We start from the raw sequence: 18,307 nt of genomic DNA on the forward strand, positions 1-18,307 counted from the left end.
GGTGTGCGTGCTCCGGGGGGCCGCGGTAGGGGCCGGCTGCGGCGCGGCACCCGGCCGGTCTGCCGCCGTGGAGCCGCCGGGCGCCGCGGCGCCGTGGTCCGGCCACCCGGCGGACGGCGGGCGGGCGGCGCCGCGCCACCACAGGGCGTCCGGCAGCGCGGCCGAGCCGGGCTCGAAGGGCTCGCCTGGACGGGGCAGCGCGATGCGCGACCCGGCGTCGGCGGCAGCGGCCACCGTGCCCTCGCCGGGCTCGGCCCACGGGTGCGGTGCCAGGTTGAACGTGCCCCAGTGGATGGGCAGCATGGCGCCCTCCGCGGCCCGGCCCCGCTGGAGGTCGAGGTGGGCCCGCACGCCTTCCGCCGGGGTCATGTGGGCGTCGGGCCACGCCTCGGCGTAGGCGCCGATCTGGATCATGGTGGCGTCGAAGGGACCGTGCGCGGCGCCGATGTCCTGGAAGCCGGAGAAGTACCCGGTGTCGCCACTGTGGTAGATCCGGTGCTCCGGGCCGGCCACCACCCAGGACGCCCACAGGACCTGCTGCCGGTTGCGCAGTCCGCGCCCGCAGAAGTGGCGTGCGGGGGTCGCCGTGAAGGCGAGGTCGGCGATCTCCGCGGTCTCCCCCCAGTCCAGCTCCCTCAGCCGGGACGGGGCGACGCCCCAGCGCTCCAGGTGGGCGCCGACGCCCAGCGGCACCGCGAAGACGGTGCCCGTACCGGCCAGCGCCCGGATCGTGGGCAGGTCGAGGTGGTCGTAGTGGTCGTGCGAGATCACCACGGCGTCCACCGGCCCCAGCGCCGCCAGCGGAAGCGGCACCTCGTGCAGCCGGCGGGGCCCGACGAAGGAGAACGGCGAGCAGCGCTCGCCCCACACCGGGTCGAAGAGGACGCGGCGGCCGTCGATCTCGGCGAGGACGCTGGAGTGCCCCATCCAGGTGAGCCGCAGCCCCGAGGCGGGCGGCCGGGCGAGGTCCGCCGCGGTGCCGCGGTGCACCGGGACGGGCAGTGCCGGGGCGCGCCGCAGCCGTTCCTCCTTGCGGAGGTAGACCTTCGCCAGTTCCAGGGCGGAGCCGGAGGGTCTGTGCCTCTCGCCGCCCGGGTTGCGGAACGCCCCGTCCACGAAGTTCGGGGAGCGGCGGACGCGCTCCAGCCGGGCGCCGGCGGGGTCCGCGCCGAAGGCGGCCGGACGCAGGGAACGCAACCGGGCACGCACCGCACCGAGAGGGTCGACGCCGGTCACAGCACCTCCAGGTGTCTCGGGTCCTTCCATTATGGGCGGGGCCGTGAGCGGGGCCACCGACGGGCGGGGCCGCTGTCACATCCGCTGCGGCTGTCCGGTCGAAGGGGGTGGGGCACCGTCCGGGACGGCGCCCCACCACCGGTGTCCGATCCCACCGGGCCGGTCCCACCGGCCCGTTCCAGGAGGTGGCCGTCATGGCCCGTGTGTCCCTCGCTCCTCCGCGCGGTTTCGTCGTCCGCTGCGTCGAGTGGTATGCCCGGCGTACGTACGGGAGGGTCCTCGACCCGGTGGCCGCGCTGGGCCACCATCCGCGGGTGCTGCTGTCCTACCTACGGTTCGAGCTGGGCCTGGCGCGCTGGAAGGGGCTGGACCCGGACTTGAAGGCGCTGGCCGTGATGGGCTCGTCCGCGGTGGTCGGGTGCAGCTGGTGCATGGACTTCGGGTACTGGGAGAACGTCCGGCGCGGCATGGACGCCCGGAAGATCCGGGACGTGCCGGTGTGGCGGGACAGCGACGCGTACACCCCGCTGGAGCGGGACGTGCTGGAGTACGCCGAGGCGATGACGGCGACGCCGCCCGACGTCACGGACGAGCTGGCGGCGCGGCTGCGGTCGGCGCTGGGTGAGCGCGGCTTCGTCGAGCTCACGATGATGGTGGCGGTGGAGAACCTGCGGTCACGGATGAACTCCGCTCTGGGGCTGACAAGTCAGGGCTTCAAGGACCGGTGCGAGGTGGCCCGCGGGTGAGGTCGCGCTGCTCCTCCCGGGGGCCTCCGGGGTGCTTCACGGAGTGCGCCCCGGAGCGTACGCCGGGCCTGTCACGGGGGTGCGGGCCCGGCGTGCCGCGTCCGGGATACTGGCACGCGCGCCACGGCACGTGGCGTGTGCGTACGACCGGAACGGCGGGGTGGCGGTGGCGAGGACGCGGCTGGGGGCGGCCGAACGGCGGGAGGAACTGCTGCGGGCGACCGTCGCGCAGATCGAGGCGCGCGGGGCCGCCGCCGTGCGGATCGCGGATGTGGCGGGTGCGCTGGGCGTGAGCGCCCCGCTGGTGCTGTACCACTTCTCGACCAAGGAGAAGCTGGTGGCGGCGGCCTTCACGTATGCCGCCGAGGGCGATCTCGCCGAGCTGCGCCGGATCCTGGGCCGGCCGGGGCCCGCGGCGCAGCGGCTGCGCGCGGCGGTGCGCTGGTACGCGCCGAGCGGGCGGGCCAAGGGCTGGCGGCTGTGGATCGACGGCTGGGCGTCGGCGCTGCGGGAGCCCGCGCTGCGGAGGCTGGCCGCCGGTCTGGACCGGCAGTGGAAGGCGGCGCTGGCGGAGGTTCTCGCCGAGGGCGCGGCGGCCGGCGAGTTCCGCTGCCAGGATCCCGAGGCGGCGGCCTGCAGGCTGACCGCGCTGCTGGACGGGCTGGCCGTGCAGGTGGTGGTGTACCGGGGTGCGCTGTCGCGCACGACGCTGCTGCGCTGGGCGGACGAGGCGCTCACACGGGAGCTGGGCGCGCCGGTCCGCGGTACGGCCCTCGCCGGGACGGACGCGGAGGCGCACCGGGACGGTCACCGCGACGGCGGTGCCCAGGCGCCCGGGCTGCCGGGCGGGACCGACCCGGAGCGGGCCGGCGGGTGCCCTTCCCCGCCGGTGCGGCGGGAACGGACGGCTGTGCCCCTCGCGGAGACGTGACCCGGGCGCCGCGGCGGGTACGGTGCTTCCCCGCGCGCAGGGAAGCCGCTCGTACTCCGCACGCGTCGGCCCGGCACCGACGGCGCCGGGCCGACGGACGACCCGCCCCCTCGGTGGCGGTCTGCGCGGACCGGCGCGCCGCCTACAGCGGCATGAGGTCCGGGCGCTTGGCCGTCACGTGGTCACCGGAGGACTCGCCCCGCAGGCGGCGGCCGATCCACGGGACCAGGTACTCGCGGGCCCAGTGGATGTCGTCGCGGCGCACGTCGAGGGTGCCGCGGGGCGGCAGGGGCGGCCAGGGCTGCTCCGGATCGGCGGGCACGTCGATGCCGAGGACCTGGGCGGCGCGCAGGGCCACGCGGGTGTGACCCTCGGCCGACAGGTGCAGCCGGTCCTCGTCCCAGGCGCGCCGGTCCTGGACGCTGCGCAGCGACCACAGGTCGAGCACGGGGCAGCCGTAGCGGTCGGCGACGGCCCGCACGTGCCCGTTGTACGTGGCGATCTTGCCGCGCAGGTGCTTGAGCAGGGTCACCCCCCGGGTGTCGAAGCCAGTGGTGACGAGCAGCGTGCCGACGGCCGGCCGGAGGTCGGCGACGGCCTTCTCGAAGCGGTCCGCCACGTCGTCCGGGTCGCTGCCGGGGCGGATGATGTCGTTGCCGCCCGCGCAGAAGGTGACCAGGTCGGGCGCGAGTTCCTTGGCCCTCGGGACCTGTTCCTCCACGATCTGGTCGAGCAGCCTGCCGCGTACGGCGAGGTTCGCGTAACGGAAGTCCTGGTCCTCGGGGATCCGGTCGGCGAGCAGGACCGCGAGGCGGTCGGCCCAGCCGACGAACCGCCCGTCCGGGCCGGGGTCGCCCACGCCCTCGGTGAAGCTGTCCCCGATCGCCGTGTACGACCCGATCACGTCGTTCTCCCCCATCGTCGAATCGTCTGCCACGGGAGCACATCTTTCACCCCGGGATGTGGCCTACGCGACCGTAAGGAGGGGTTGACGCGGCGTGATCTTTACCACCGCCATATCTCGGCCATGACCGGAATACGACGCTATGTGCGTGCAGGAACGCCGCCGCCCGGCACCGTGGGGGGTACCGGGCGGCGGCGTGGTGTGCGTCCCGTGCGGGAGGGGCGTCAGATGGAGACGCCGTGGCTGCGCAGGTAGGCCAGCGGGTCGATGTCGGAGCCGTAGCCCGGGGTGGTGCGGATCTCGAAGTGCAGGTGCGGGCCGGTGGAGTTGCCGGTCGAACCGGACAGGCCGATCTGCTGGCCGCCGCCGACGGTCTGGCCGGCGGAGACGGACAGGGAGGAGAGGTGGGCGTACTGCGAGTAGTTGCCGTCGGTGTGCTTGATGACGACCTCGTTGCCGTAGGCGCCGCTCCAGCCCGCGGAGACCACAGTGCCGGGGCCGACGGCCTTGACGGTGCTGCCCGAGCCGGCGGCGAAGTCGACACCGGTGTGGTAGCCGGAGGACCACATGGAGCCGGAGGCACGGTACGGGGTGGTGACGCCGGCGGCGACCGGGGAGGTGTAGCCGGAGGCGTTGGAGGCCGGCGCGGCAGTCTTCACCGGAGCCGTGGACTTGGCGGCGGACCGCGAGGCGCGGGTCTCGGTCGCGACCTTCGGCTCGGCCTTGGGCTTCGGCGCGGCCTTGGCCTTCGGCGCGGCCTTGGCGGCAGCCTTGGGCGCGGCCTTCTCACTGCTGTACTTGGCGGTGTTCTTCGCGCCGAGGGTCAGCTTCAGGCCGGGGTGGATGAGCGACGGGTCGTCACCGATGACCTGCCGGTTGTCCGCGTACAGCTTCTTCCAGCCGCCCTTGACGTTCTTGTTGTGGGCGATCTTCGCGAGGTAGTCGCCGGCGACGACGGTGTAGACGCGGGGCGCGGCCTTCGCGGCCTGCTTCGCCTCGGCGGGCTGGGCCGCCACCTGGGCGGCCTGCACGGCCTGCGCCAGCGCTTGCGGAGCAGCCGGGGCGGTGGCCGGCGCCACGGCGTGCGCGCCGGTCGCACCGAGCAGCGGCAGGGCGAGAGCGGCGGCGCCGCCCGTGCCGGCTGCGACGAAACCGCGGCCGAGGACGAGGGACTTGGGACGGCGGTGCTTACCCTTCGCGGGCATGGCGAATTCCTCTCCGGCGCCTACGAGGTGAGCTGTCGGGTTCGGACTGGAGCTGCCCGGCCGCGCGTTGGCGCGACTTCACCCCGAGCCGTCCGGGAATTCCCGTCCGGCGAACTACCTGGTTCCCCCGCTCCTGCCACACGTGGGTGGGTGGGTGCCATATTCCGAGCGGTGGCAGGATTCGGCGGTCCGCCCGGATGGATCGTGACCGTAAGCGAGGGAGGACGACGGGAACAAGCGGCAGGTTTCCGTCATCGATTCACACCCGGGAATTCGCCGGGGAATTATCGTCACCCTCCGTGGATTACCGATCATGCATTCCCTTGCCGCACAGGGTGTTTCACCCGGCACCCCGGCCACGGACCGTCACCTCTATGACGCTGCTCACGCAGCAGGGCCATGTCCCCTTCTATGCGGGCACGTTACCGCTAAGCGCTCGATCCATCTCAACACCCCCACTGGATGCCTAATCCCCACAATCGCTCAATACGGACAGAAGACCTATCTCGCCATCAAGCACACTGACGGGGTGTCACCCGGGCAACTCTTCCCCGCCCTCACGCCGCGACCGAACCATCCGAAACACCCCAGAACGGGAGAACTCGTCGCCCTTCCGTTCCCCTACGCGTACGGGAGGCGCATGGCGGCGGTGGACCCACCAGGGTGTCGGAACGGTGTTCTCCCACGCGTGCGGGAGGAGCATGCCCGCGGCGGGGTCCGGCGAGCCCGGCGCGGTCACGGCAGCCGCCGCGCTCCGGGCCGGGGCCCAGAGAGCAGCAGGCCCTCCCGCCCCGCCCGCAGGCGCGCCGCGTACGAGCCGAGCAGGGCCCGCGCCCCAGTCCGCCGCCCGGGAGGCCCGCCGCACCCGACGCGCCTGGCGAACCGGCCGACCTGCCGTACCCGCACACGCAGGGACCGATCCCCGTGGCGCGGGTCCCACCCGGGGCCGGGCGCGCACCGCCTCCCTCCGAGCACGTGCGACGTGCACTGCACCCCTTCCCCCGGCACGGGCGCCGGGCGAGCACAGGGAGGGCCGACCGGTGGTCGAGGAGCGCCTACGCTTCCGGCGCAGGGTCCTCATGGCGGCCTCACCCGCCCGTTCGGGCGGCACACCCCCTGATCGGACGCCCCACCCCGACCGCGCGGAGCACCGCCCGTACCGGGCGCCGGGCGCCCACGACGGGGCGCCCGGTCGCGCGAGCCGCGGCACGCGGGGCAACGGATGTGCGACCTGCGGGGACGTATATGGCCGGGGCAGCAATGTCGTATCGTCGGATCCGCGACATCGTCGGCGGCCGTCGCCGACGGCCGATGCCCTTGGAGCCGCCGTGACGCAGCAGCTGCCGCCCCTCCCCCCGACAGCGGAGCCGGAACTGAGCGGAGTGCGCAACTTCCGGGACGTGGGCGGTCTGCCTGCCGTGGACGGGCGCACGGTGCGCCACGGGGTGCTGTACCGCAGCGGGCACCTCGCCCACGCGACGGACGAGGACGCGGCGTTCCTCGCGTCCCTGGACCTGCACACCGTCTTCGACTTCCGTAACGCCGCGGACCACGCGCTGGAGGGCCACGACGTGGAGCTGCCGGGCGTGCGGAACGTGAACATACCGCTGTCCGACCCGGCCGACGGCGCGGAGTTCTGGCAGATGGTCCGCGACGGCGACATCCTGCAGCTGCGCGACCTGCTCGGCGACGGCAAGGCGGCCGCCCGGATGCGGTACGCGTACCGGCAGATCATGATCGAGCGCACCGCTGAGCACAGCCGCGTGGTGAACGCCCTCGCCGAGGACAGCGTGCCCGCGCTGATGCACTGCGCCGCCGGCAAGGACCGGGCGGGCCTGACCGTGGCGGTCGTGCTGATGGCGGTGGGCGTGGAGCGGGACGCGATCGAGGAGGACTACCTCAAGTCCAACGACCCGAGGCGCCGCTACAAGGTGCGGCGCAGCGACTCCTCCCCCGCCGGCATGTCGCCCGAGGTGATGGAGCTGCTGAGCCCGCTGTTCGACGCGCGCCGCGAGTACCTGGACACGGCGTACGCGACGATCGAGGAGACGTGGGGCTCCACCGAGCGGTACCTCACCGAGGGGCTCGGCCTGGACCCGGCGGTGCGGGAGCGGCTGAGCCTGCGGCTGCTGGACGGCTGAGGCGGCGGGCGGGCTACTGGTTCTTCGCGCCGAGCATGAACAGCAGGTAGAGGAAGGCCGCGAAGAGGTGGCCGGCCACGAGGTAGGCGAAGAGCCGCAGGATCAGACCGCGTGGGAAGCCTCGGGTCTCGGTGTCGGGGTGGGGGACCTGGCGGTCGGACATGGGAGCCTCCGGGTTGACGGGCCGGCCGGGCCGGCGCGGGTGCCGCCGTCAGTGGCGCCGGGCGGGGTCGCCGCCCAGGCACAGGTCTGCGGCGGCGCTCTGCATGAGCGTGTGGACGAACAGCAGCTCCGCCCCGCCCCGCGTCGCCGCGGCGATCCGGTGCGGGGTGAGCGAGTCGAAGTGCGCGCTGTCACCGGGGTCGAGCACGTGGACCGTTTCCCCCAGCGCGAGGCGCACGCGGCCGCTGAGGACGTGCAGCCACTCCTCGCCGGAGTGCACCCGCACCCGGTCGGGCTGCCCGGTGTACGGCACGCGGACCCGCAGCGCCTGCATGGCCCGCCCGGCGGCGCCGGCCTGGTGGTAGATCCAGCCGTCCGCCTCGACGGGCTCGGAGCGCCCGGCGCGGACGACCGGGTCGCGTTCGGGGGCCGTCTCGCCGAGCAGGTCGGAGACGGTGGTCCCGTAGGTCCTCGCCAGCCCGAGCAGCATGGGCAGCGACGGCTGGCGGCGCGCCGTCTCCAGCCGGGAGAGGTGCGCCGGGGAGAGCCCGGCCCGCGCGGCCGCGGCCTCCAGGGTGAGACCGCGTCGGCGGCGCAGCTCGCGCAGCCGGGGCGCGACGTCCGGCAGGGTGTCGGCGGCCGGGATGCCCGGAGCCTGAGCACCGGGCGGCGCGTCGTCCGGCCGGGCGTGGGTGGGCTCCGCGAGGAAGGGTGTTCCTTCGGCGGTGGTCATGTGCCCATTGGGCCAGGAATTTTCCTCTGAGGCAACTTTCTTGCCTCGGAGGCAAACACGGGGGGACGGGCCCGCTCAGCGGTTGGCGACGGCCTGCTTCACCAGCGTACGGCCGAAGTCCCACACGAGTCCCCCGCCGCTGTGCGCCTCGTCCATGACCTCGGTGAACGCGCCCACGAAACGATCGACGTCGTCCTCGCCGACGACCAGGGGCGGAATCAGTTTGATCACCTCCAGCCGGTCGCCGGAGACCTGGGTGAGGATCCGGTGCCGCTGGAGCAGCGGCACCACGACCATCTGCGCGAACAGGCCCTTGCGTGCCGCCTGGAGCATGGTCCAGCGGCTGCGCAGCCGCAGGGAGGAGGGCCTGCCGAACTCGATGCCGATCATCAGCCCCCTGCCGCGGACGTCGTGGAGCATCTCGTAGCGGTCCACCAGCGCGGCGAGCCGCGACTTCAGCAGGCCGCCCACGCGGCGGGCGCGTTCGACCAGGCCCTCCTGCTCGATGACGGCGAGGACGGCCAGGCCTGCCGCCATGGCCAGGGCGTTCGCACCGAAGCTGGCGGAGTGGACGACGACGCGGTCCATCGAGGAGTAGACCTTCTTGAAGATCCAGTCCTTGCCGACGGTGGCGCTGACCGGCACGTATCCGCCCGACAGCGTCTTTGCCACGCACAGCAGGTCGGGCTCCACGCCGTCCTCGTGCTGGTAGGCGTAGAAGTCGCCGGTACGACCGAGCCCCGTCTGCACCTCGTCGGCGATCAGCAGGGCGCCCCGCCGGTGCAGCAGCTCCTGCGCGGCCTTCAGGAAGCCCGGCGGTGTCGCCTGCACTCCCTTGCCCTGGACCGGCTCCACGATGAAGGCGGCGACATCGCCCCGGCGCACCTCGCGGTCCAGGGCGTCGAGGTCGCCCAGCGCGATCGCGGTGTCGGGCAGCAGCGGGCCGAAGCCCTCACGGAAGCCGGACTCGCCGTTGACGGAGAGGGCGCCCGTGGTGAGTCCGTGGAAGGCGTGGCCGCAGTAGACGACGCGGGGCCTGCCGGTGGCGTGGCGGGCGAACTTCAGCGCCGCCTCCACCGCCTCGGCGCCGCTGTTGCCGAAGTACACCCGGTCCAGGTGGGGCGAGTGGGCGAGCAGCCGCTCGGCCAGCAGGCCGGGCAGCGGGGCGCAGTCGAAGCGGGTCAGGTCGGGCAGTCCGGCGTCCAGCACGTCGTGCAGGGCCTTGCGGACGACGGGGTGGTGGCGGCCGACGCCCATGACGCCGAAGCCCGCCAGCATGTCGAGGTAGTCGTTGCCCTCGGCGTCCCACAGGTGGGCGCCCTCCCCCCGCTCGTACATCTTGTCGAAGCCGAGGGTGTGGAGCATGCGGGGCAGTTGATGGTTCAGGTGGCGGCTGTGCAGGGCGTACCGCTCTCCGCTCCGCTCCGCGAGCAGTCCGGCCAGGTCGAACTCGGTGTTCATGCGTCGCTCCGCACTCCGTTTCCCGCTTCGCTGCGCGGCTCCGCCAGCCGCGGCACGTGGTCCTTCGGGCTGCCGGTGCGGCCGCCGCGGCCCGGGGCCCCGGTGGTCCGTCCGGCGGTACCGGCGGGCACGGGTCCCGCGGCGGTCGGCGTCGCGCCGGGCACGGCCCGGGGCAGGATCCGCCGCGGGACGCATCGGCGCGCTGCGGGGCGGCCGGTGCCGCTCGGTGCGCGGAGGGTGTCCGGAGGTGTCACGCTCGGGCCCCTTGTCGTCGTACGGCGCCGTTGCGGCGGACGGTGGTCGGCTCGGTTCGTGCGCGCGGGGCGCGGTCAGCTGCGGGCGCCGGACAGGCTCTCGCGGGCGGCCCGCAGGGACTCGCGCAGGGAACCCAGGGTGGCCAGCACGGCGGTGGGCTCGTAGCCGCAGTGCGCCATGCAGTTGGCGCAGCGCGGGTCCTTGCCCCGGCCGTACTTCTCCCAGTCGGTGTCCTCGACGAGTTCGCGGTAGGTGGGGACGTACCCGTCGCTCATCAGGTAACAGGGCCGCTGCCAGCCGAAGAGGGAGTAGTTGGGGATGGCCCACGCCGTGCAGGGGAAGTCGGCCCTGCCCTCCAGGAAGTCGAGGAACAACGGCGAGTGGTTGAGGCGCCAGCGCCGGCGGTTTCCCCCGGCGAAGGCCTTGCGGAAGAGGTCGCGGGTCTGCTCGACTCCGAGGAAGTGCTCCTGATCGGGCGCCTTCTCGTAGGCGTAGGCAGGCGAGATCATCATTTCGTCCACCTTCAGGTCGTCGTTGAGGAAGTCCAGGACCTCGACGACGGTCTGCGGGGTGTCGGTGTTGAAGAACGTGGAATTCGTGGTGACCCGGAATCCGCACCGCTGGGCCTCTTTGATAGCGGCGACCGCTTCGTCGAACACGCCTTCCTTGGCGACGGATTCGTCGTGGCGTTCGCGCAGCCCGTCGATGTGCACGGCGAAGGCGAAGTACGGGGAGGGGGTGAACTCGTCGAGCTTCTTCCGCAGCAGCAGCGCGTTGGTGCAGAGGAAGACGTATTTGCGGCGGGCCACCAGTTGCCGGACGATCTCGTCGATCTGCGGGTGCATCAGGGGTTCCCCGCCGGCGATGGACACCATGGGCGCGCCCGACTCCAGGACGGCGCCGACCGCCTGGGCGACGGGCATTCGCTGCTTCAGCACTCCTGCGGGGTGCTGGATCTTCCCGCAGCCCTCGCATTTCAGGTTGCATGCGTAGAGCGGTTCCAGCTCCACGATGAGGGGGAACTTCTCACGCCTGCGGAGCTTCTGTCCGAGCAGATAGGTCCCGACCCGGACGGTCTGGCGGAGCGGCATGGCCATCTGGCTCACCTCCTGGGGAGCAGCAAGGAACGGTGCCATTCGAGGAACACGGGGCGTACGGCACGAAGAACACGGAAGGCCGATATTCCCCCGCGTACCGTCCCGATCCTGACCAGTTCGTGCTGCGGGGCGTCCACGACCACCCGGACGGCGGCAACCGGCCGGGGGCCCGCGGCGAGCGCGGCGTGCAGGGTCGCGGCGGACTCCATGTCCACCGCGACGGCGCCGGTGGCGTGCAGGGCGGCCCGCTCCCGGCCGCGGACGACGTGGTCCGTGCCGAGCAGCGGGCCGGTGTGCACGGTGCGGCCCGGCATCGCACGGGCCAGGGCGGCCGCCAGCGGCCCGGTGGCCGTGCAGAGGGTGGTGCCGAGCGGCCCGCGGGTCGCGTCGGCGACGACCAGGTCGCCGGGGTGCATGCCCGGTGCGAGGCCCGCGCAGAAGCCGGAGGCGATCACGGCGGCGCCGTGCAGCGGCCCGTCGGGGCGCAGGGCCTCCGCCACGGCCCGCCGGGCGTGGGCGGGGCCCATGCCGGTGCGCAGCACGGTGGTCGTGGCCGCGCCCGGGCCGCCCCGCAGGGCGAGCCGTTCGATGCCCAGCGCGCAGGCCACGAGGAGGGGTCCGGATCCGGCGGTGTCGGCTTCGCCGGGCATCAGTCCTCCTTGCCGAAGGACGGCTCCCCGTGGACGTACCGGCCCAGCGCGGTCAGCGGGAACACCTGCCGGTACAGGTGGTAGTTGATGGAGAAGTCCCACGGGAAGCCCGTGCCGGTGAACTGCGGCTCGTCCCAGGAACCGTCGTCGCGCTGGGCGTCGGCGAGCCAGCGCACGCCGCGCGCCACCGCCCGCCCGTCCTGCTCGCCCGCGGCGAGCAGCGCCATGAGCGCCCACGCCGTCTGGGAGGCCGTGGAGGGGCCGCGGGCGATCCAGCTGCGGTCGCGGTAGGAGCGCAGGTCCTCGCCCCAGCCGCCGTCCTCGTTCTGCACCGACTCCAGCCAGGCGACGGCCCGCCGGATCGCCGGGTGGGAGCCGGGCAGTCCGGCGGCGGTGAGGGCGGGCACCACCGAGCCCGTGCCGTAGACGTGGTTGACGCCCCAACGGCCGAACCAGGAGCCGCCGGGCTCCTGCTCGGCGAGGAGCCAGGAGAGTCCGCGGAGGGTGCGCGGGTCGTCGGCGAGGCCCTCGTGGGCGAGCATCTCCACGACGTGCGCGGTGACGTCGGCGGACGGCGGGTCGACGACCTCGCCGAAGTCGCAGAAGGGCAGCTTGTTCGGCAGGGTGCTGGTGTTGTCGGCGTCGAAGGCGCCCCAGGCGCCGTCGCGGGACTGCATGCCGACGGTCCAGCGCACGGCCCGGGCCAGGGCGGCCTCCGTCCGCGCCGGGTCGGGGTGGCGCACCCGGCGCAGCGCGAGGACGACCTCGGCGGTGTCGTCGATGTCGGGGTAGGTGTCGTTGTGGAACTCGAACGCCCACCCGCCCGGCGGGAGGTGGGGGCGGCGCACGGCCCAGTCGCCGGGACGGACGATCTGCTCCGCGAGCAGCCAGTCGGCCGCCCGGACGAGGGCCGGGTGGTCGGGGGGCAGGCCGGCGTCGGCCAGGGCGATGACGGCGAGGCCGGTGTCCCAGACGGGCGACTGGCACGCCTCGACCATGCGGACGCCGTCCTCCGGCCAGACGGCGAACCGGTCGAGGGAGGCCAGGCCGGCCCGCATCACGGGGTGGCCGAGGTCGTAGCCGAGCAGGTGCAGGGCGATGAGGGAGTAGACGGCGGGCGGTTGGATGCCGCCCCAGCAGCCGTCGTTCTCCTGCCGTTCGACGATCCAGCGGGCGGCGGCGTTCATGGCGGCCCGGCGCAGCGGCCGCGGGGCGACGCGCCGGTAGGCGTGGAGGGCACGGTCCAGCCGCTGGAAGGCGCCCTCCCAGGTGGTGGCAGGGGCGAGCGGGCGGGGCGGGGCCGGGCGGCGGGGGTCGGTGTGCAGCTCGTCCAGCGCGAAGGGCGCGGGGCGCACGGGGCGCTTGGCGGAGACGATGGTGAGCGGCACGATCGTCTGCCGGGCCCACTGCCCGAAGTCGTAGATGTTGAGCGGGAACCAGGGCGGCAGGTAGATCAGCTCGGGCGGCAGCTCGGGCAGGTCGTCCCACTTCCACCAGCCGAACAGCGCGAGCCAGATGCGGGTGAAGACACGGGTGGCGGCGATGCCTCCGCGGTCGCGGACCCAGGCGGCGGCGCGGGCCATGTGCGGTGCGTCGGGCGGGTCCCCGGCGAGCCGCAGCGCGACGTACGCCTCGACGGTGGCGGACAGTTCGCCGGGGCCGCCGTGGAACGTGGCCCAGGTGCCGTCCTCCCGCTGCCGGGAGCGGATCCAGCGGGCGGCGGCCGCGGTGGTGGGTCCGTCGCGGACCCCGAGGAACTCGCGCAGCAGCAGGTCCTCGGCGTCCATCGTGACGTTGGTCTCCAGGTCGCCCTTCCACCAGCCCTCGGGGTCCTGCAGGGCCAGCAGGTGCGCGGTGGCGCGGCGCACCGCGTGCTCGGCGGCGGTGCGCACGTCCGCGGTGGCCGCGCGGTCGGGCTCGACCGTACGGGTCCCGCCGTCCGCGCTCCCGGCGGCGCGTGCCGGCCGCTCCCCGCGGGCGGTCCGGGCGGGGCCCGCCGGCGGGGGGTCCGGGGGGAGGTCGGTTGCGGGTGCTCCGGCGGTGCCGCCGCGGGCGGGCCCGAGATCGCGGGGCGCCGGAGGGAGCGCGGGGTCCCCGGTGGGCCGGGGGGTCGAGGTGGTGTCGTCCGCTTCGGCGGCGGGCGCCGTCCTGGGGCGCGTGGCCCCGGCGCTGCCGTCGGTCGTCGCTGTCATGGCTTCCCCTTCGTGCAGTGAGTGCGCTGCTGCTACGGGTCTGCCGTCGGCCGGTGCCGACATGTGTGGGCACCGGCCGGCGACCGCGAACTCATATGCGCGGGGACGTCATCCGCTTCGCGATGGTGATCATCTCTTCCGTACGACGACGAAGTCGGCGAGCGCGGTGAGCTGCGCCCGCACCCGGGCCGGCATGTCGACCCGGTCCAGGGCCTCGATGGCGACGGTGTGCTGGCGGCGCGCCTCCTGGGCGGTCCAGTCGCGGCCGCCGGCCTCCTCGATGAGGGCCGCGCGGGCGGCGAACTCCTCCTCGGAGAAGCCGTCGAGGTCCGGGTTCTTGGCGTCCGCGGCGAGGAGTTCGCCGAGCCGCTCGGAGGCGGGTCCGCCCGCGGCGAGCGCGGCGACCACGGGCAGGGACTTCTTGCGCTGCCGCAGGTCGCTCCAGGTCTGCTTGCCGGTGGCGACGGGGTCGCCCCAGATGCCGAGCAGGTCGTCGACGGCCTGGAAGGCGAGGCCGAGGTGGTGGCCGTACGCCTCCAGGGCGTCCGCGGTGCGGTCGTCGGCGCCGCCGAGGACGGCGCCGATGGACGCCGAGCAGGCGAGCAGGGCGCCGGTCTTGTTGCCCTCCATCTCCAGGCACTCCTCGACGGTGACCCGCTCGCGGTGCTCGTAGGAGATGTCCTGCGCCTGGCCGTCGATGAGCTTGCGGGTGGCGGTGGTCAGCCGGCGGGTGGCGCGGCCCGCCTCGACCGTGCCGAGCTCCAGCAGGATCTCGTTGGCGAGGGCGAACAGCGCGTCGCCGACGAGGATGGCCTGCGCGGGACCGTGCACCTTCCAGACGGTGTCGCGGTGGCGGCGCTGTTCGTCGCCGTCCATCAGGTCGTCGTGGAGGAGGGAGAAGTTGTGCACGAGCTCCACGGCCACGGCGCCCGGGACGCCCGTCTCGGCGGGGGCGCCGGCCGCTTCCGCGGAGAGCAGGGCGAGGGCGGGGCGTACCGCCTTCCCCCCGTCGCCCTCGGCGGGCCGCCCGAGGGCGTCGATCCAGCCGAAGTGGTAGGCCGCGACGGTGTCCATGGGCTGCGCGAGCCGGTCGACGGCCGCCCGCAGCACCGGGGTGGCAAGGGTACGGCCGCGCTCCAGGAGCGCGGTCACCTCCTCGGTGTCGACGGCGGGACTCACCGGGGGCACAGTCGGCACGTGTTCTCCTCTGGTAGCGGTCGGTCTCATACCGCCTCCTCAAGCGGGTGTACGTGGGGGCGGCCGAGGGCCGAGAGGGCGGCGGACGCGGCGGTGAAGCCGCTGCGCACCGCTCCTTCCATGGTGGCGGGCCAGCCGGTGGCCGTCCACGCGCCGGCCAGGTACAGGCCGGGGGCGTGCGTATGCGCGCCGGGGCGCAGCCGCCCGACACCGGGGGCGGGAGCGAACGTCGCCGTGCGCTCCCTCGTGACGAAGAAGTCCAGGACGCGGGCGCCCCGGGTGAGCGGGAGCAGCCGTTCCAGCTCCGGCAGGTAGCGGGCGCGCAGCGCGGCCACCGGGGCGTCGATCTCGTCGCCCGCCGCCGACTGGGACAGGGCGAGGTACTGGCCGCCGCCGCGGAGGCCGGAGGCGTCGGTGCGGTCGAACACCCACTGGACGGGCGAGCCGAGGGCGGCGAAGAAGGGACGGCGCAGCACGGTCCTGTCGTACCGGACGTGGACGTTGAGGATGGGCGCGGTGCCGATCCGCAGGAGCGCGCCGGGGTCGTCGACTGCGCCTGGCGGCAGGAGGTCGTGGGCCTCTCGCTGGGGGACGGCGAGGACGACGGTGTCGGCGTCCAGGGTGTCGCCGGGCACGGCGACGGTCCAGCGGCTGCCTGCGGGGCTGACGCTGCGCGCCTTGGTGCGGGTCAGGACGCGCACGCCGCGGGCTTCGAGCGCGGCACGGGCCAGCGTGTCGTGGAGGTGGCCGAGGGGGACGCGGGCCCAGCCGAGGTCCGCGGCACCGGGGTCGGACATGAGCCCGGTCCTGAAGACCTTGGCGGCCAGACCGAGGGAGCTGTCGGCGGCGGGGGCGTTGAGGGTGGCGACGCCGACGAGGTCCCACAGGGCTTCGACGGCGCGCGGGGACTGGCCGTGCCGGGCGAGCCAGGTGGCGAAGTCGGTGCCGTCGAGCGCGGGGTCGGCGGGGTCGAGGGCCTTGAGGGCGAGGGCGGCGCGCCCGGCGCGGGCCCGGTCGGCGAGGGAGAGGTGGGGGTAGGTCGCGAGGCTGGCGGCCAGGTGCAGCGGGGTGGGGAGGGCGGCCCGGCGGAGCCGGCCGAGGCGGCGGCCCTCGGGCCGGGCGGCGTCGACGACGGGCACGTCCAGCCGGTCCTGGAGCGGGGCGAGGTCCGCGCCGCCGACCTCGTCCAGGAACCACCGGTAGGCGGTGCAGCAGCGCATGTAGACGTGTTGGCCGTTGTCGACGGTGAGCTCGCCGCGCCGGAACGAGAAGGCGAGGCCGCCGAGCCGGGGCCGCCCGTCCAGCAGGGTGACCCGTACGCCGGCGTCGGCGAGCCGGAGCGCCGCGGTGGTGCCGGCGAGGCCGCCGCCGACCACGACGGCGCTGCGGCCGCCGGTCGCGGGGCGGGGGCCGCGGTCGGTGGCGGCCGGGGGGAGGTCCGTCACGCGCGCCCCCTGACGGTGTGGCGGGAGATCGTGCGGGCGTCCAGGCCGGACAGTCCGCGCACGGCGACGTACGCCTTCTCGGGGCCGGGCAGGGAGACGCGGCCGCGCAGGACGGCCTGCGGGTCGCGTGCGATGCGGTCGAGGAGCCGCCGGTAGATGCCGGCCATGGCGGCGACGCAGGCGCCGCTGCGCCGGTCGAGCATCGGCAGCAGGCGGTAGCCGGCGGCGAACAGGGAGCGGGCGCGCTGCACCTCGTGCCGGACGAGGCCGGCGAAGTCGCCGCCCTCGGGCGGGGTGTCGGTGCGGAAGCCGTCTGCGCAGCCGAAGGCGGCGAGGTCCTTCGCCGGCAGGTAGCTGCGGCCGTTCCCGGCGTCCTCGCGCAGGTCGCGCAGGATGTTCGTGAGCTGCAGGGCGAGGCCGAGGGTGTCGGCGTACTCGGGGGCGCGCTCGGCGTCGGGCGCGCCGGGGGCCGTGCCGAAGACGCCGAGGGAGAGCCGGCCGATGGCGCCCGCGACGCAGCGGCAGTACTCCCGCAGGTCGTCCCAGGTCTCGTAGGTGCGGCCGCGGACGTCCATGAGGACGCCGTCGATGAGTTCGTCGAGTCCTTCGAGGGGCAGCGGGAAGCGGCGGGCGGCGTCGGCGAGGGCGACGGCGACCGGGTCGGTGTCGTCGTCGGCCACGGCGCCCCGGCGGACCCGGTCGAGCAGCTCCCGGGTGTCTTCGAGGCGGCTGTGCTTGGCGTCGGGGCCGAGACCGCCGTCGCCGATGTCGTCGACACGCCGGGAGAAGGCGTAGAGGGCGGACATGGCCTGCCGCTTCTCGGCGGGCAGCAGGCGGATGCCGTACGCGAAGTTGCGGGCCTGCGTGGCGGTCACGGCCTCGCAGTAGGTGTAGGCGGCCTGCACCTGGGCGGGCATGCGGGTGGTCCGGGTCGGCGTCTGCACGTGCCCGCTCACCCCTCTCTACGCGTGGTTCGCAGCACCGCCGCCAGTCGGCGGAGCAGTTGGGGCCGGCTGGCCCTGGGGGGTCCCGGCAGGACGTCGTAGCGGGCGGCGGCGACGGCGTCGAGGGCGGCGTGGCCCCCGGCGGTGAATCCGGCGAGGAGCAGCCGGAGCCTGCCGTGGACGCTGCCGACGAGGGGGCCGCCCTCGTCCAGCAGGCGGCGGGCGCGGTCGGCCTGGTAGGCGATGAGGGCGCGCGTCGACGCGCCGGCGGTCGGGAGGGCCAGGTCGGCCTCCGTGACGTGGAACCGGTCGAGGTCCTCGGCGGGGAGGTAGACGCGGTCGCGACGGAGGTCCTCGGCGACGTCCTGGAGGTGCTCGACGATCTGCAGGGCGGTGCAGACGGCGTCGGAGCGGCGGACGCGCTCGGGGGTCGTGGTGCCGGTGATGCCGAGGACGAGCCGGCCGACGGGGTTGGCGGACAGCGCGCAGTAGTCGGTGAGTTCGGCGTAGGTGCCGTACCGGCTGACGCGCTGGTCCTGCCGGTTGGCCTCGATCAGGGCGAGGAACGGCTCGGGGCCGAGGCCGTGGCGGCGGACGGTCCCGGTGAGCCGGCGCAGCAGCGGGTGGCCGGGGCTGCCGCCGTCGAAGACGCGGCGCAGGTCGGCTTCGAAGGCGTCCAGGAGGGTGAGCGGGTCGGCGTCGGGGCCGGCGCCGAGGAGCCGGGCGTCGTGGCCGCCGGGGGCGAGGTCGCTGTCACCGATGTCGTCCACGAGCCGGGCGAAGCCGTAGACCGCCATGAGGTCGCCGCGCCAGGCGCGGGGCAGGAAGAAGGGGGCCACGGGGAAGTTCTCGTCCGCGGCCTTGTCGAGGGTGGCGAGGGGGGCGTGCGCCGAGCCGTCGGGGCGCGCCTGCCGGACACCCGTCACTGCCGGCTGCCCGGAGCGGGGACGGCGGGACCCTCGGTGATGTGGAGATCTTCCGTCATGGCCGTCACGTCTCCCGTTCTAC

The 18,307-nt window shown here is 74.5% G+C and carries 16 protein-coding genes and 1 riboswitch; of the genes, 3 read left to right on the top strand and 13 right to left on the bottom strand.

The genetic code is table 11. The annotated features are described in order from the left end of the window. The coding region (locus BJP40_RS04175; protein ID WP_256220630.1) for an MBL fold metallo-hydrolase at positions 1-1,236 on the bottom strand (1,236 nt) is incomplete at its 3' end. Between the two features lie 194 nt (positions 1,237-1,430). On the opposite strand from BJP40_RS04175, the gene BJP40_RS04180 reads away from it, so the two are divergent. After that, positions 1,431-1,982 carry a carboxymuconolactone decarboxylase family protein gene (locus BJP40_RS04180; protein ID WP_071264753.1) on the top strand — a complete coding sequence of 184 codons (552 nt, stop codon included), beginning with the start codon at positions 1,431-1,433 and terminating at the stop codon, positions 1,980-1,982. A gap of 166 nt (positions 1,983-2,148) precedes the next feature. After that, positions 2,149-2,913, top strand: a complete 765-nt coding sequence (locus tag BJP40_RS04185) for a TetR/AcrR family transcriptional regulator (RefSeq protein WP_079170907.1) — start codon at positions 2,149-2,151, stop codon at positions 2,911-2,913. A gap of 142 nt (positions 2,914-3,055) precedes the next feature. Here BJP40_RS04185 and BJP40_RS04190 read toward each other — a convergent pair whose 3' ends face one another. Both BJP40_RS04190 and BJP40_RS04195 read right to left on the bottom strand, forming a co-directional pair. Further along, positions 3,056-3,832: an SGNH/GDSL hydrolase family protein gene (locus BJP40_RS04190; RefSeq protein WP_071264751.1), complete on the bottom strand. Its 777-nt coding sequence runs from the start codon at positions 3,830-3,832 to the stop codon at positions 3,056-3,058. A gap of 209 nt (positions 3,833-4,041) precedes the next feature. Further along, a complete protein-coding gene (locus BJP40_RS04195) occupies positions 4,042-5,022 on the bottom strand; it encodes a LysM peptidoglycan-binding domain-containing M23 family metallopeptidase (protein ID WP_071278668.1) in 981 nt (326 codons plus the stop codon). A 4-nt stretch (positions 5,023-5,026) separates the two neighbouring features. Next, a riboswitch (cyclic di-AMP (ydaO/yuaA leader) is annotated at positions 5,027-5,185 on the bottom strand. Between the two features lie 1,165 nt (positions 5,186-6,350). On the opposite strand from BJP40_RS04195, the gene BJP40_RS04200 reads away from it, so the two are divergent. Next, positions 6,351-7,163, top strand: a complete 813-nt coding sequence (locus tag BJP40_RS04200; protein WP_071278670.1) for a tyrosine-protein phosphatase — start codon at positions 6,351-6,353, stop codon at positions 7,161-7,163. A gap of 13 nt (positions 7,164-7,176) precedes the next feature. On the opposite strand, the gene BJP40_RS33955 is transcribed toward BJP40_RS04200, so the two are convergent. From BJP40_RS33955 to hpnC, 10 genes are all read right to left on the bottom strand, one after another. Then, entirely contained in the window at positions 7,177-7,326 is a 150-nt protein-coding gene (locus BJP40_RS33955; RefSeq protein WP_175499795.1) for a DUF6126 family protein, read from the bottom strand. A gap of 48 nt (positions 7,327-7,374) precedes the next feature. Then, positions 7,375-8,058, bottom strand: a complete 684-nt coding sequence (locus BJP40_RS04205) for a helix-turn-helix domain-containing protein (RefSeq protein ID WP_079170904.1) — start codon at positions 8,056-8,058, stop codon at positions 7,375-7,377. A gap of 75 nt (positions 8,059-8,133) precedes the next feature. Further along, positions 8,134-9,519 (bottom strand): aspartate aminotransferase family protein, encoded by a 1,386-nt coding sequence (locus tag BJP40_RS04210; RefSeq protein WP_071278672.1) that lies wholly within the window; start codon positions 9,517-9,519, stop codon positions 8,134-8,136. A gap of 329 nt (positions 9,520-9,848) precedes the next feature. Continuing rightward, entirely contained in the window at positions 9,849-10,871 is a 1,023-nt protein-coding gene (gene hpnH, locus BJP40_RS04220) for an adenosyl-hopene transferase HpnH (protein WP_071278676.1), read from the bottom strand. A gap of 5 nt (positions 10,872-10,876) precedes the next feature. Next, positions 10,877-11,521, bottom strand: coding sequence for a 1-hydroxy-2-methyl-2-butenyl 4-diphosphate reductase (locus BJP40_RS04225; RefSeq protein ID WP_071278677.1), 645 nt, complete (start codon positions 11,519-11,521; stop codon positions 10,877-10,879). Next, the gene (shc, locus tag BJP40_RS04230; protein ID WP_226962352.1) at positions 11,521-13,713 is read right to left on the bottom strand and encodes a squalene--hopene cyclase; all 2,193 of its coding nucleotides are present in this window, start codon (positions 13,711-13,713) and stop codon (positions 11,521-11,523) included. Before shc ends, BJP40_RS04225 begins: the two co-directional genes overlap by 1 nt. Before the next feature lie 129 nt (positions 13,714-13,842). Then, on the bottom strand, positions 13,843-14,940 hold the full coding sequence (locus tag BJP40_RS04235; RefSeq protein ID WP_226962353.1) for a polyprenyl synthetase family protein: 1,098 nt from the start codon (positions 14,938-14,940) through the stop codon (positions 13,843-13,845). Beyond that, positions 14,937-16,355: a hydroxysqualene dehydroxylase HpnE gene (gene hpnE / locus BJP40_RS04240; RefSeq protein ID WP_079170905.1), complete on the bottom strand. Its 1,419-nt coding sequence runs from the start codon at positions 16,353-16,355 to the stop codon at positions 14,937-14,939. Before hpnE ends, BJP40_RS04235 begins: the two co-directional genes overlap by 4 nt. Then, positions 16,352-17,272 carry a presqualene diphosphate synthase HpnD gene (gene hpnD / locus BJP40_RS04245; RefSeq protein WP_071278705.1) on the bottom strand — a complete coding sequence of 307 codons (921 nt, stop codon included), beginning with the start codon at positions 17,270-17,272 and terminating at the stop codon, positions 16,352-16,354. Before hpnD ends, hpnE begins: the two co-directional genes overlap by 4 nt. Positions 17,273-17,307: 35 nt before the next feature. Continuing rightward, positions 17,308-18,225 carry a squalene synthase HpnC gene (gene hpnC, locus BJP40_RS04250; protein ID WP_071278678.1) on the bottom strand — a complete coding sequence of 306 codons (918 nt, stop codon included), beginning with the start codon at positions 18,223-18,225 and terminating at the stop codon, positions 17,308-17,310. Positions 18,226-18,307: the final 82 nt, after the last annotated feature.

Origin of the sequence: Streptomyces sp. CC53 (assembly GCF_001865245.1) — a bacterium.
Taxonomy (GTDB): Bacteria; Actinomycetota; Actinomycetes; order Streptomycetales; family Streptomycetaceae; genus Streptomyces.

Excerpts from the sequence above, each read along its gene's own strand:
- BJP40_RS04180 (WP_071264753.1), top strand. The coding sequence starts at position 1,431 with ATGGCCCGTGTGTCCCTCGCTCCTCCGCGCGGTTTCGTCGTCCGCTGC.
- BJP40_RS04190 (WP_071264751.1), bottom strand. The coding sequence starts at position 3,832 with ATGGGGGAGAACGACGTGATCGGGTCGTACACGGCGATCGGGGACAGC.
- BJP40_RS04195 (WP_071278668.1), bottom strand. The coding sequence starts at position 5,022 with ATGCCCGCGAAGGGTAAGCACCGCCGTCCCAAGTCCCTCGTCCTCGGC.
- BJP40_RS33955 (WP_175499795.1), bottom strand. The coding sequence starts at position 7,326 with ATGTCCGACCGCCAGGTCCCCCACCCCGACACCGAGACCCGAGGCTTC.
- BJP40_RS04205 (WP_079170904.1), bottom strand. The coding sequence starts at position 8,058 with ATGACCACCGCCGAAGGAACACCCTTCCTCGCGGAGCCCACCCACGCC.
- BJP40_RS04210 (WP_071278672.1), bottom strand. The coding sequence starts at position 9,519 with ATGAACACCGAGTTCGACCTGGCCGGACTGCTCGCGGAGCGGAGCGGA.
- hpnH (WP_071278676.1), bottom strand. The coding sequence starts at position 10,871 with ATGGCCATGCCGCTCCGCCAGACCGTCCGGGTCGGGACCTATCTGCTC.
- BJP40_RS04225 (WP_071278677.1), bottom strand. The coding sequence starts at position 11,521 with ATGCCCGGCGAAGCCGACACCGCCGGATCCGGACCCCTCCTCGTGGCC.
- shc (WP_226962352.1), bottom strand. The coding sequence starts at position 13,713 with ATGACAGCGACGACCGACGGCAGCGCCGGGGCCACGCGCCCCAGGACG.
- BJP40_RS04235 (WP_226962353.1), bottom strand. The coding sequence starts at position 14,940 with ATGAGACCGACCGCTACCAGAGGAGAACACGTGCCGACTGTGCCCCCG.
- hpnD (WP_071278705.1), bottom strand. The coding sequence starts at position 17,272 with ATGCCCGCCCAGGTGCAGGCCGCCTACACCTACTGCGAGGCCGTGACC.